The organism is Acinetobacter sp. Ac_3412, from assembly GCF_013072675.1.
In the GTDB taxonomy this organism is placed as follows: Bacteria; Pseudomonadota; Gammaproteobacteria; order Pseudomonadales; family Moraxellaceae; genus Acinetobacter; species Acinetobacter higginsii.
Map to the genome: position 1 here is coordinate 552818 of NZ_LXUJ01000009.1, position 12518 is coordinate 565335.

13 protein-coding genes are annotated in these 12518 nt (G+C 41.2%); 8 read left to right on the forward strand and 5 right to left on the reverse strand.

Annotation, left to right across the window (positions count from 1 at the left end):
• Positions 1-8: 8 nt before the first annotated feature.
• Positions 9-854, forward strand: a complete 846-nt coding sequence (gene tauD, locus A7P54_RS10790; protein WP_151714796.1) for a taurine dioxygenase — start codon at positions 9-11, stop codon at positions 852-854.
• A 306-nt stretch (positions 855-1160) separates the two neighbouring features.
• On the opposite strand, the gene A7P54_RS10795 is transcribed toward tauD, so the two are convergent.
• Positions 1161-2255 carry an AraC family transcriptional regulator gene (locus A7P54_RS10795; RefSeq protein WP_171549572.1) on the reverse strand — a complete coding sequence of 365 codons (1095 nt, stop codon included), beginning with the start codon at positions 2253-2255 and terminating at the stop codon, positions 1161-1163.
• 62 nt (positions 2256-2317) lie between these two features.
• Here A7P54_RS10795 and A7P54_RS10800 point away from each other — a divergent pair, with 62 nt between their 5' ends.
• From A7P54_RS10800 to A7P54_RS10810, 3 genes are read left to right on the forward strand one after another with little or no spacing between them, the layout of a single operon-like run.
• Entirely contained in the window at positions 2318-4066 is a 1749-nt protein-coding gene (locus A7P54_RS10800; protein ID WP_171549573.1) for a neutral/alkaline non-lysosomal ceramidase N-terminal domain-containing protein, read from the forward strand.
• Positions 4063-5349: a D-arabinono-1,4-lactone oxidase gene (locus A7P54_RS10805; protein WP_171549574.1), complete on the forward strand. Its 1287-nt coding sequence runs from the start codon at positions 4063-4065 to the stop codon at positions 5347-5349. Before A7P54_RS10800 ends, A7P54_RS10805 begins: the two co-directional genes overlap by 4 nt.
• Positions 5350-5404: 55 nt before the next feature.
• Positions 5405-6568, forward strand: coding sequence for an alanine racemase (locus A7P54_RS10810; RefSeq protein WP_171549575.1), 1164 nt, complete (start codon positions 5405-5407; stop codon positions 6566-6568).
• Positions 6569-6621: 53 nt separating this feature from the next.
• Here the strand turns inward: A7P54_RS10810 and A7P54_RS10815 are convergent, their stop codons facing one another.
• From A7P54_RS10815 to A7P54_RS10825, 3 genes are all read right to left on the reverse strand, one after another.
• Entirely contained in the window at positions 6622-6990 is a 369-nt protein-coding gene (locus A7P54_RS10815) for a hypothetical protein (protein WP_004654703.1), read from the reverse strand.
• Between the two features lie 146 nt (positions 6991-7136).
• The gene (locus tag A7P54_RS10820; protein ID WP_171549576.1) at positions 7137-8378 is read right to left on the reverse strand and encodes an outer membrane protein transport protein; all 1242 of its coding nucleotides are present in this window, start codon (positions 8376-8378) and stop codon (positions 7137-7139) included.
• Positions 8379-8639: 261 nt separating this feature from the next.
• Positions 8640-9080: a universal stress protein gene (locus A7P54_RS10825; RefSeq protein WP_171549577.1), complete on the reverse strand. Its 441-nt coding sequence runs from the start codon at positions 9078-9080 to the stop codon at positions 8640-8642.
• Between the two features lie 251 nt (positions 9081-9331).
• Here A7P54_RS10825 and A7P54_RS10830 point away from each other — a divergent pair, with 251 nt between their 5' ends.
• Together A7P54_RS10830 and A7P54_RS10835 are read left to right on the forward strand one after the other, a co-directional pair.
• Positions 9332-9622, forward strand: a complete 291-nt coding sequence (locus A7P54_RS10830; protein ID WP_171549578.1) for a hypothetical protein — start codon at positions 9332-9334, stop codon at positions 9620-9622.
• A gap of 107 nt (positions 9623-9729) precedes the next feature.
• Positions 9730-10221 carry a DUF2505 family protein gene (locus tag A7P54_RS10835; RefSeq protein WP_004654699.1) on the forward strand — a complete coding sequence of 164 codons (492 nt, stop codon included), beginning with the start codon at positions 9730-9732 and terminating at the stop codon, positions 10219-10221.
• Between the two features lie 43 nt (positions 10222-10264).
• On the opposite strand, the gene A7P54_RS10840 is transcribed toward A7P54_RS10835, so the two are convergent.
• Entirely contained in the window at positions 10265-10468 is a 204-nt protein-coding gene (locus A7P54_RS10840) for a hypothetical protein (RefSeq protein WP_017401986.1), read from the reverse strand.
• A gap of 132 nt (positions 10469-10600) precedes the next feature.
• On the opposite strand from A7P54_RS10840, the gene def reads away from it, so the two are divergent.
• Together def and A7P54_RS10850 are read left to right on the forward strand one after the other, a co-directional pair.
• On the forward strand, positions 10601-11083 hold the full coding sequence (gene def / locus A7P54_RS10845; RefSeq protein ID WP_171549579.1) for a peptide deformylase: 483 nt from the start codon (positions 10601-10603) through the stop codon (positions 11081-11083).
• Positions 11084-11199: 116 nt separating this feature from the next.
• On the forward strand, positions 11200-12477 hold the full coding sequence (locus A7P54_RS10850) for a glutaminase (RefSeq protein ID WP_171549580.1): 1278 nt from the start codon (positions 11200-11202) through the stop codon (positions 12475-12477).
• The last annotated feature ends 41 nt before the right edge of the window (positions 12478-12518 follow it).

A 12518-nucleotide genomic window follows, 5' to 3' on the forward strand; every position in this document is an offset into this window, starting at 1 on the left:
AGTAGAAGATGACCTTAAATATTGAAGTTATTAAACCAACAATCGGTGCAATTATTCACGATGTTGACTTAAACACGGCTGATGAAAATACTACGCAACAAATTCAACAGGCTTTGCTGGATCATCATGTGATTTTCTTCCGCAACCAGCAGCTTGCACCTCAGGCACAAGCTGAGCTTGCGCGTGGTTTTGGTTCTTTGCACATCCATCCGATCTATCCATCTATTGATAATGTGCCTGAAATCATTGTATTGGATAGCTGGAAACAAGACTTACGTGACAATGAACTATGGCACACCGATGTGACTTTCAGTCAGAAACCGCCATTGGGTTGTGTATTACAAGCCATCAAGATTCCACCTGTCGGTGGTGATACGCTTTGGTCGAGTGGCGCAGCTGCATTTGCTGCATTGGATCAAGGTTTGCAGCAAAAGTTAAAAGGCTTAACCGCAACGCATGATATTCGTCAGTCTTTCCCGATTGAACGTTTTGCGCATAACGATGTTGAGCGTAAAAAACTGGAAGAAACCTTTAAGCGTAATCCACCTGTTGTTCATCCTGTGGTGAGAACGCATCCGGTAACGGGTCAGCCAATTTTGTTTGTGAGTGAAGGTTTTACTACGCGTATTAATGAGCTCGATGAAACTGAAAGCGCTGAATTGCTACAGTACTTATTTGCGCATGCAACCAATGAACAGTTTCATTTACGTTGGCAGTGGCAGGCAGGTGATGTGGCGATTTGGGATAATCGTTGTACACAGCATAAGGCGTTATTTGATTATGGTGATGCGCATCGGATTATGCATCGTGCCACGATTAATGGTGATGTGCCGTTTTATCAGGCAGCGAGTTAAGGTTTGATTTAAATGAGAAAGCTTGGGTAAAATCCTGAGCTTTTTTTTATTTTATAGTTCGATCGTCGTTGTGGATTCTTACGGGAATCTCATCCTATTTTAGGATTTGCCTTCGGCTGGAGTTACTTTTTTAAAAAAGTAACCAAAAACTTTGTCATCCACAAAACCTGTTTACTTCCATCATCTCTTTAAATTAATCGCAGAAATGGCATTTGATTAATCTCACGCAGGTTGTGGATGACCTGTAGCACCAGTAATTTCTGAGATATGTTCATTTTATATGAGTAGGCATTACGAAATAATCATTTAAGTAAGGTGAGTCTCTTGTTTATAGACCGAAGGCGCTTGTCCGGTCCAACGTTTAAAGGCACGTCGGAATTCACGTAATTCGCTAAAGCCTAATTGCAGGCTAATCTCACTCATGGATAGGCTCTGTTCCAGTAATTTCTTAGCTTTACGCTCCAGCACATTTTGCCGAACTTGTTGAAAACTCAGACCTTCCAATAATAATTGCCGTCTTAAATGGCGTTCGCTGATACCTAAATGTTCCGCAGCTTGCTGCATCTCAAAGCGTTCAGGTAAATGCTGTTCAATCAAATGATCGAGTAAATGTACATAGCCAACTTGGTTGAGCTGGTCTATTTCTTTTAAGGCCTGTTCACAGATCTGAATGGCAGTTGCGTAGTTGGCAGGACTGTAATTTTTTAAGCTACGCTGTAACAGGCTGCTGCTAAAGCGCATGATATTTTTATCACTGTTAAACTGGATTGGGCAGCCAAAGAGTTCGATATATTGTTGTTGATATTCGCTTGCTAAATAGCTGAGCTCAAGACTGATCACATCATCATGATCACCCAGCATTGCATTTAAACAAGTGATGATGCTGCTAAATAATTCATCATAGAAAAAGGCTTTGAGTGCATTGCAGGGATAGGGTTCGGTGACTTCCAATTCACAAAGATCAGCGTGGATAGAAAAGTCGATATTCAAGACACTGCCAGAAATCCGATGGTAGCGCAGCGCAATGTCTAAAGCATCTGCAACCGTTTTACAGGATTGCATGGCAAAGCCCAAAATCCCCATCGAAATCAGACCTTCGCTACTGCCAAGCTTTAAGCCTAGGTTCGGTTGTTGATAGGTGGTCATGGCTTGACCAACCACATCACAGAGTTGGCTAAAACGAACCACAGCTTGGGTTTGCTGTATTTGTGCAATGTCTAAACCTGAATTCTGAAACCATACAGCATAATCCCACTGTTGCTGCTCTGCATAATGGATTAGGCTCGCCAGAATGGTGGGTGGAATAAATTGCTGTTGTTCATTTTTACAGTTGCTGCGTATAGGCATAAGTCCGTTTTGCCCCCCAAAGAAAAGTGTCTTTAACCCTGTTGGGTATCGCATAATTTTGATTAACTTTCAACATGCTTTAACACAGTTAGAAAAAGAATTGAAAGGAAGTCGTGATGTATCAGGTGGGTTGGGACAAGCAGCAAATCAAAATTACACCGAAAGGCTATGCCATGTTTGGTTATGGGCAATGGTCACATCGGGCCTATGAGCAGCGCACAGCTTTATTTGCGCGTAGCGTGAGTATTGTCGATCAACAACATAACCGATTACTCATCTGTTGTCTGGACATAGGTTGTATTACCCATGCCATACGCAGCCAAACCGTAGCACGACTCACACAAATTCTAGATTCACCATTTGATGAAAATCAATTGGTCCTCATGGCAACCCATACTCACTCAGGACCTGGTGGTTGTGGTCATGAAGCTCTATATAATATGCCAACCCCTGGTTTTGTGCCTGAGCATTTAAACGCAATTGTTGAGGCGATTGTACAGAGTATTCAAAATGCGATTGCGTCTGAACAAGACACTGAAATTTTTATCAGTACACAGCATTTTCCAGAACAGACACCTGTCGCATGGAATCGTTCAATCAACGCGTATAATCGGAATCCAGAGGTTTTGCCGCGTACCGAAGCTGAAACGCATTTAGCTTTGAACCGAGAAATGCAGTTGATTGGTTTCTACCGTGAACAAAAACTACAGTCCTTCATTTCTTTATTTGGTGTACATGCAACCTGTTTGGGAAATTCTTTAAACGCCTATGATGGTGATAATAAAGGCTACGCAGCCGCATTCTCTGAGCAGGCTTTAACTGAGCAAGGGATTCAAAATCCAGTCACGATTTTTGCTCAAGCAACTGCGGGAGATGTATCACCGCATTTTCATGGCAAAGATCAGCTTAAGATTCGCAATAAGATTAAAGGCGAGCAGGAATATCAATACGCTCAACAAAATGGGCGTTATCAAAGTGAACTGGCTTTGACGGCTTTACAGTCAAATATTCCTAAAAAATTACATAGAGTCGAAGGCAAGATCGATGCAGTTTTGTCCTATGTAGACCTGAGCAATATTGAAATTCCAGATGAGTTTGCAACGGGGCAAAAGCATGCCAAGACCAGTCAGCCTTGTCATGGCACCGCATTTTTTGCAGGTACGCCTGTCGATGGTTTAGGTGCACCCAAACCCTTAATTATGGGGATGCAATTTTTAGCGGATCAATTTCGAAAACAAAAAACCAAGCATTCAAAAGCAGCTGATTTTGCAGACTATCAACAGTTGTATACCTCTCAAGGGCCGAAACAGATACTACTAGAAGCGGGTGCCAAAAAGATTTTAGGTCAACCGATTGGTTTTCCACCGAGTATTCTTGATCCGTTGATTGCAGAAATGAACAGACAAGTGAAAGCTGGAGCGATTCAGCACAGTCCTTTAGTCCCGAGCGTGGTTCCTTTACAGATTCTGAGATTAGGTCAATTGGCTTTGATTTGCTGCCCAGGCGAATTTACGACTATTGCAGGGCAACGTGTAGTCGACACCGTTAAACAGACACTTGCCGTACATCCTTCAATTGAAAGAGTTTGGTTAGCATCCTACTGTAATGATTATATGGGTTATGTCACGACCTATGAAGAATACCAAGCGCAAGCCTATGAAGGTGGGCATACCTTATTTGGTCAATGGACGCTAGCTGCCTGTCAGAGCAAATTCAAAGGCTTAACAGAACAATTGTTATTAGAGAAAAATAAACGTCATTACGATGAAATGACACGACCTCAACCGATTCCAACACAGGAACTCGCAAAACGCACCAATCATGGCAATTTAAAAACTGCCGTTAGCCAAGGAGAGGCAGTATGAGTGATTTAACACAAGGCATCTGGACGAACTGGTCAGGTTTCCAAAAATCTATGCCGAAACAGATTTTACAACCAGCCAATGTGCAAGAACTACAGTCCATTGTTAAAGCGCAACAAAAAATAAGGGTAGTCGGTGCAGGACATTCATTTACGCCGTTAGTCTGTACTGATGCAACCTTATTGTCTTTGGATCATATTGCAGGCATTGCATCGACAGATATTGATCGATGTCAGAGCAGCATTTATGCGGGTACGCGTTTATATGACCTAGATCAACATCTGCAACAGCAATCCATCAATCAGGCTTTGATGAATCAGGGCGATATTGATCAGCAAAGTCTAGCGGGGGCTGTCTCCACAGGCACACATGGGACAGGTGCAGATTTGCATTGTATTTCAGCCTATGTTGAAGCTTTTGAGTTATTGACGGCTTCAGGTGAAATTCTAAAATGTAGTCGTACAGAGCATCCTGAAATCTTTACCGCAGGACGGGTTTCTCTGGGCAGTTTGGGAATCTTGACTAAGATCACCATGCAGAATCGCCCGCGCTATAAACTCAAAGAACATATCGAACTTTGTCCAGTAGAAGACATGATGCAGCATATTCAGCAATGGAAGCATCAGCATCGACATATCGAGTGCTTTGTATTTTCTCATGAAAAGCAGTTGATGCTGAAAACCTTAGATGAGACCGATGAAGCGGTTTTGCCACGGAAGGAAAACTTTCCATCGGATGATACTTTGCTGACTTTGTGTTCAGAACTGACCGAAAACTTTCCTTCGTTGAATCCTTATTTACAGAAACTATTAGGCATCTTTGTCAAACCGACCACCTATATCGATTGGTCGAGCAAGATATTTCCAACACCGCGTAATACTAAGTTCAATGAAATGGAATATCAGATTGCTGTTGATCGTGGAGTTGAATGTCTGGATGAAGTATTGCATGCCTTAAGAAAGTATAAAGTTGCCACCTTTTTTCCGCTCGAATTCCGCTTTGTGAAGGGTGATGATATCTGGCTCAGTCCGTTTTATCAGCAGGATTCCATTTCGATCTCGGTGCATCAATACCATAAACAAGATCCACGATTAATTTTTGATGTGGTTGAGCCAATCTTGCAAAAATATCAGGGACGTCCGCATTGGGGTAAAATGCATCATATGACCAGCACACAACTTCGAGCTTTATATCCAAAGTGGGATGATTTTATGGCTTTGCGTCAGCAGTTGGACCCAGAAGCCAAGTTTTTAAATCCCTATCTGGAAAAGCTGTTTTTAGGTTAGTTTTAACTTGGGTTCGACTTAAATGTTTATTTAATTTATTGAGAAAGGTATAGCCATGTTGGATCATTATTTTAAGCAACTCAATCTCAACCTAAAAAAGCAGGGGATTGCGACTCCGCAACTGATCATCGATGAAGCAGCGTTAAAACAAAATATTCAGCATGTTCAGATTCGTCTCGCTCATGCCAAACATTTAAAAGCACGCTTGGTCGTGAAATCATTAGCAAGCCTAGACCTACTTAAGTTGTTATCTGAACAGATCAATACGCAACGCTTTATGGTATTTCATCAACCACATATTATTTCGATCTTAGAAAATTTTGCCGAAGCCGATATTTTGTTGGGTAAACCGATGCCTGCTCAAGCAGTGCGTCATTTTTTTGATCAGTATGCGGAGTGGTCGAATGCCAAAATTCAATGGCTGATTGATACCAAGCAACGCTTACAGCAATATCTCGAGATCGCTCAGCTCTATTCTCTTTGCTTAGATGTGAATATTGAAATTGATGTTGGTTTACATCGTGGTGGGGTACAGTCGACACAGCAACTGACCGAAATTTTAAAGCTGATTCAACAGTATCCGCAGTATTTAAAGCTTTCTGGTTTGATGGGTTATGATGCACATGTCACTAAAATTCCAGCCATCATTAAAAAACCTGAACTGGCTTATCACAGTTCACAGCAAACCTATGCCCGTTATCAACAACTGATTCAAAAACAGTTCCCAACGCTGTGGCATGATGAGCTGTGTTTTAATGGCGGTGGTAGCCCAACCTTTAGCTTGCATACCACTGAAAGTGTCTGTAATGATTTGTCCTTTGGCTCAATGCTATTAAAACCAAGTGATTTTGACAGTGATTTCTTAAGGGCATTACAGCCTGCGTTATGGATTGCTGCGCCTGTATTAAAAATACTGCCATTTACTCAACTGCCATCTATGTCTTTATTGGATAAATTGCCACATAAATGTAAGGCCCTGTTTATTTACGGGGGCTATTGGCTGGCTGATTATGTCTATCCTGATCAAGCGCATACCCATGCATTGTACGGGCGTAGTAGTAATCAGGAATTGGTTAATGTACCGAAGGATTGTGATATTCAGGTCGATGATTTTGTATTTTTAAGACCAACCCAGAGTGAAGCGATTATTCCTCAATTCTCCAAGTTGAAGCTGTATCACGCACATGCTTTTGAGACATGGCAAACGTTTAGTGAATAACGGTATTGCGATTACCAATATTCGAGCTAAAAGCTTGCCGTGTATAGCGAGCCTTAAAATAAATCGGCCAAATGACAGCTTTTCGCTTCAGTCAGATTTTCAATGGAATCAACCAATAGAATGTTGATATCTTTTTCGTTTTTATACGCTGCGATGACTTCTGCATAAATTGGCTGTTTTAGTTTTGTCGCTTTGGATAGAAAACCTGATACGGCCTTTTGCTTAGACCAATCTGCATCTTTCAACACATATTCATTCTGCGCAATATCGCACCGCGTTAAAATGGCTTTGTTATCCTGAATGGTTAGGGTGCCAATAAAAATATCCATGCTTTCTTTGGGATCAGGTGAATTGGCAAAAGTAGTAAAAGGAAAAACGAAGCTAGATATAAATATTGAAAAGACAAGAGCGATTTTTTTCATTGGATTTTTCCTAGAGATGGCATTCATTATTAAAATAATGCTTTGATATTCTAAGCTAATCCGCTGATTGAATGCCAGAAAATAGCCAAGTAGGAGCAACACCAGAAGCAGATCTGTTCCTACTTAGCATGATGAGTTTTTTGTGACTAAAAACGATAGCCTATTTTTAAGCCATAAGCGATCGCGCTGTTATCTTTAAAATCGGCTTGTTCAGCAATAGGTTTGATCCCCGGCACAGGAATGTAATAGGTGCCGTCTTCGGCAACCACATCACCTAACCAGAAGTATTTAACTCCTGCCGCAATAAAGTAGTTCGGGGCCGGATTAAACTGAGCACCTAGACCAATACCCCAAGACCCTTTGGTAGGATTTAATGTAGATGCAGGATCGCCTGTACCTGAATCCCAACTGACTTCCGTCGATGCACTCCATTTTTCAGTAAACTGATGTCCAAGTCCGACATTGACTGTCCATTGATCCTTTTGGTAGCTGTCTAAATCAAAACCACCTGTATATGCACCATCACTGATTACGCCAGTGAGATATTCCGTCACTGCACCAAATTGAGTAGGGCGGATATGAAAATCTTTCCAGTTGACCCAACGTAGATTGGTATAGAGCAGGGTATCTTTATACACACCTGTTTGAAAATCAACATTCACCGATTGTGGTGTCGAAATTTTGGTTTTACTTGGCGTAGTCACTTCTAAAGGCTGACCGAACATGGTCTCAGTCACTTGCATATCGTGGTCGATCTTGGAGCGATAGGTCAGCGCAGCTTTTAAGGCAATATCTAGGATTTGATAACTCAAGCCTGCCAGCCAACCGACTGCATGATCTTGTTTAAATTTGGCATCATAGCCATTAAAGGCTTCACTGTATGAATTACCACGCAGCGCGACATCACCTTTGACTGATTGATAGACAGCGCCGCCATAGAGTTGAACATTGCTAAAAGGACTGACACCCAAAATCATGCTAATGCTTTCAGTATCAACATTGACCGATGTACCTTGCTGGGTAAATTCATTGTCCGAGAAGGTGTTATTCGATTGCATCGGATAGCGAATATCGGCACCAAAAGGCTGGTCATAGAGCAGACCAAAGCTGATTCGATCAGTCAGTTGAAGTTTGAGCGCGGCACTATAGTATTGAAAGCTATTGCCCATATTGCCTGAGTTAAGATTCTGCGGATCATTGACCAGTCCCGGATGATTACGGATTTTCCCCGAAATGTCAGCATCAACGGCTGTCGCATTGACTTCAACATAGTTACCATTTTCCAGAAAAGGGAGAATGGATTGTCCTGATTGGTCCAGTGCTGCTGCGTGATTCAATGTACTGATACATATCCCACACAGGCCAATCACCATTGGATTGAGTTTCATATTGATCATCCTTGTAAAACCGTGTCTTATTCTTAAACGTGCTGTTTTTATTGACGGTCATTTTTTCTGGCAATAGTAAGCTGATTCAACTCACTATTTTGACTTGAAAATAAATGTCCAACTGCTAGTGAAGCATCTTTTTAAATCGCAGAACAGGGTTGTAAATGATCAATATGGGGGGCGAAGCGGTCAGATTTAGGCATTCTAGAAAATAAAAAAACCTTGTATCGAGACACAAGGTTTTTTTATTAAAGCAAATCTTTATTGCTTCACAATCAGCACGGGAATATGTGATTCTGTTAAAACGGCACGCGCCACACTACCCAGCAATAAACGTTTTACGCCTGTGCGACCATGTGAACCCATAATAATCAGATCAGCACCGACTTCATCGGCAACAAAGATAATTCCTTCACTGGCTACACCATGATGAATTTTGGTTGTCACCTGAATACCATCACGTACAAAAGATTGGGCAATATCTTGAAGCTGTGTTTTGGCATGTGCTTCGGCCTGCATAAAATGATCAGTGATCGCAGGAGCCACTTGATAAAAATCCACGCCAACAAATGGATCAACTGCAACTACACTGAGAATGGTGACTTGTGCCCCTGATAATTTTGCTAGAGAAAGCGCATGTTCGACTGCGGCATAAGAAATTGGAGAGTCATCAACAGGGACTAAAATATTTTGATAAGACATGTTTACTCCTTATAGTTTATCGTTGTAAAAAAAATATAAAGCATAATAGGTTGATAACATATTGAGATGGGTCTAGCAAATCAGTAGCAGCACAAAATATATGATAAAGCTGAAAATAATGTAGAAAAACAGCACATTCCCTAGCAAAATAGAGCGATAAGAAAATCACTGTATTTTTGTAATTCAGCTTAAGATTAACTTTAGATCGAAGCACAAAATTTGAGCTGTATTTAAATGGATAAGGAATACTTGTGTTACTAAGTTTAGAGGCGTTTAAACAACAAAAATTTGATCAGATGGCAGCTAAAATTATGGCCGATCCTGAGCATTATCTAATTTTTGATTCGGTTTCAGACTTTTATAAAGCGGCTTGGTTAGATGAGTTTCCGCAAGGGACGACGTGGTCAGCCACAGGTTTGGATGATGGTGCGGAGCAGTTTTATGCAGTGATTGAATATGGGGATCATTATCTGTATATCAGTCGTATGGAACGGGTCACGGTCAAATTAGGCATACGGCATCATTACAATAGAAATAACTAATCCGAGCAGTCATCCATTTTTGTCTGATCAGATTTAGAGATGCAAATGAGAATGCTATACTTTTGCGCAATGATGAAATCCTAATAAAACGAAATGGACATTTAAAAATGGCACATCAATTTACGGTTAATGAAACAATTCATGGTGTTTCAATTGAGGACTTTTCAAGACTGGTCGCGGATACTTCATTGCATGAAGCAGTGTGTAAACGTATTCCGGGTGAAAATTTGGAAATTATAGAATCGAATATTCAGGGTGATATTTATACCTTACGCCGTGAATATAATCTGGATGTCAATATTCCAGAGGTGGCGAAAAAATTATTAAAAAATGCGTTCCGTTTAAAACGTGCTGATATTACCCATTTGAAAAACTTAACCTCGACGGTTGAATTGGGTGCAAACTTACCTTTAGAAGCGAAGGGTGAACGCAGTGTCACTGGTGACAGCGAAAAAGTGAATATCTCTTTAACATGGACCGTCAAAGTTAAAGTGCCATTGATTGGTGGCATGTTAGAGAAGCATGCAGAAGGTGAAATTCGTAAATTCAGCACGCTTGAAATCGAGATCGTGGCCGATGAATTAAAGAAGCACCTTTAATTTTCGCAGAAAAGAAAGCTCTCCATTTGGGGAGTTTTTTTATTTAGAAGCGCAGGAAATAGGGGAGGATTGAAAGGATGATACCAATCACACTGATTATCGCCGTACTATCAATAAAATAGGTAAAGAGCATCAAGACTAAACCACAGACCAAAGGCACGGTCATTTTCTGCTTTTTGCCATACATAAAATAGCCTAAGCCAATCGAGCTAAAGATGACACCTAGAAACAGTTGGGTTGCATTCATGTGCTTTGCCATTCATTATTTTTTTCGCGAATATATTATGACAAGATTCTTAAATGAAAATTATGGTAACGCGATAAAATATCCAATACGATAATATTCACTATTTGGTCAAAATAACGATAAGGGCGTGGGATGAGTGTAATTCTACCTGTAGCACAACGTGGTGAAGAAGTTTTAAAAATTAAAGCGGCAGCTGTCGCAAACGGGGAATTTAACAGTGAGTGGTTATTGCAATTGGCATCTGCCATGCATGCGACCATGTTGGAGCGTAATGGAGTTGGGATTGCAGCACCACAAGTCTATATTTCTAAGCGCTTAATTATTGTGGCGTCTCGTCCGAATCCGCGTTATCCCGATGCACCTGAAATGGATGCCGTGGTGATGGTCAATCCTGAGATTTTGGCATTTTCCCAAGAGTCTTGTTTAGGTGAAGAAGGCTGTTTAAGTGTGCCAGATGAGCGTGGGCAGGTCGAACGGGCACAAGCAATCAAAGTACTTTATTACACTTTACAAGGTGAAGTGGTTGAAACCGCTTTTGAGGGTTTCCCTGCGCGAATCGTTCAGCATGAGGTGGATCATTTAGATGGCATTTTATTTGTAGAACGTTTGAGTTAGTTATATTGATAAGCTCATAAAATCATTACAAAAGCTATAATTTCAATATGATCCGTCCTCTGTACTATAAGATCTGATTTAAATTAAAACTTGAAACATTTAAAGGCTAGATGACCATGAAAACTCCACTTCCTGATTATTTGGCACATGTGATTGATGCCTGCGATATCGATAACAGTGGGCATCTCGCCGATTATATTCCTGAGTTAGCCAACGCCAATCCCAACCGATTAGCGCTGGCATTGTCTACTGTTGATGGTGAAATTTATTCCGTTGGCGATGATGAAATTGAATTCACTATTCAGTCGATGTCTAAACCGTTTACTTATGCCTATGTGCTGCAACAGCTTGGCATTGATGCGGTATTAGAGAAAGTTGGAGTAGAGCCTTCGGGCGAAGCCTTTAATGAAATTTCATTGGGTAAAGATCGCCGTCCTAAAAATCCGATGATTAATTCAGGTGCAATCACCACGCATTCATTGATTCCAAGTAAAGAGGATCTATCAGGCGCAGAAATCTTACGTCGATTTATGAGCGAGCTGGCAGGGCGTGAATTGCAATTTGATGATGCTGTTTACGAATCTGAGGTGAAAACGGCTTATCGTAACCTTTCGATTGGTTATATGTTGCGTACCGTCGGGATTTTGGAAACTGATCCTGTTGATATTGTGAATGGTTATATTCGTCAATGCGCGATCTTGGTCACTGTCAAAGATCTAGTACGGATGGGCAGTGTTTTTGCCAATGGTGGGGTTGATCCTAAAACAGGAAAGCGTTTATTGAATCGTGCAGTGATACGACAAGTCCTGAGTGTGATGATGAGCTGTGGCATGTACGATGCTGCGGGAGATTGGCTCACGACGGTTGGTATTCCTGCCAAAAGTGGTGTTGCAGGTGGAATTTTGGGTGTGTTACCTGGTCAGGTGAGTATTGCTGCTTTTTCTCCTCGGCTTGATGAACACGGCAATAGCGTACGTGGTATTGATATCTTGGAACGACTTTCCCGTGATATGGGATTACATTTGATGGAAGGTACACCTTCCGCACAAACCATTGTACAAAGCCATTATCGTACCGGAAAAGATGCTTCTTTAAGTGTCTACGTACTGCGTGGAGTATTGAAATTTACTGAAGCGGAAATGTTATTACGAACGTTGCAATGTGAGCCAGTCGATAACAGTAGCATTGTGATTGATTTGACTCAGATTTCATTGATTCATGATGTCGGAAAGCGCATGTTTTTGGAAGGCATAGATCGCTTGATAGATGATGGTCACACTTTGCTTTTGGTTGATCCTGAGCAGCGTTTGGATCATGCACGAACACATAAAGATCGGGTGTTGCATGTTTATCAGAATCTTGAAGATTTGATTGATAAGCATAAAGGTTTGTAAGTAGAAGCTTCTCACGCTTATTCTAAATGGGCTGTAGTGTT

Bases quoted from the DNA above. Each gene is read 5' to 3' on its own strand.
- tauD (WP_151714796.1), top strand. From the start codon at position 9: ATGACCTTAAATATTGAAGTTATTAAACCAACAATCGGTGCAATTATT.
- A7P54_RS10835 (WP_004654699.1), top strand. From the start codon at position 9,730: ATGGCACATCAATTTACGGTTAATGAAACAATTCATGGTGTTTCAATT.
- A7P54_RS10820 (WP_171549576.1), bottom strand. From the start codon at position 8,378: ATGAAACTCAATCCAATGGTGATTGGCCTGTGTGGGATATGTATCAGT.
- A7P54_RS10800 (WP_171549573.1), top strand. From the start codon at position 2,318: ATGTATCAGGTGGGTTGGGACAAGCAGCAAATCAAAATTACACCGAAA.
- A7P54_RS10805 (WP_171549574.1), top strand. From the start codon at position 4,063: ATGAGTGATTTAACACAAGGCATCTGGACGAACTGGTCAGGTTTCCAA.
- A7P54_RS10795 (WP_171549572.1), bottom strand. From the start codon at position 2,255: ATGCGATACCCAACAGGGTTAAAGACACTTTTCTTTGGGGGGCAAAAC.
- A7P54_RS10850 (WP_171549580.1), top strand. From the start codon at position 11,200: ATGAAAACTCCACTTCCTGATTATTTGGCACATGTGATTGATGCCTGC.
- A7P54_RS10825 (WP_171549577.1), bottom strand. From the start codon at position 9,080: ATGTCTTATCAAAATATTTTAGTCCCTGTTGATGACTCTCCAATTTCT.
- def (WP_171549579.1), top strand. From the start codon at position 10,601: ATGAGTGTAATTCTACCTGTAGCACAACGTGGTGAAGAAGTTTTAAAA.
- A7P54_RS10815 (WP_004654703.1), bottom strand. From the start codon at position 6,990: ATGAAAAAAATCGCTCTTGTCTTTTCAATATTTATATCTAGCTTCGTT.
- A7P54_RS10840 (WP_017401986.1), bottom strand. From the start codon at position 10,468: ATGAATGCAACCCAACTGTTTCTAGGTGTCATCTTTAGCTCGATTGGC.
- A7P54_RS10810 (WP_171549575.1), top strand. From the start codon at position 5,405: ATGTTGGATCATTATTTTAAGCAACTCAATCTCAACCTAAAAAAGCAG.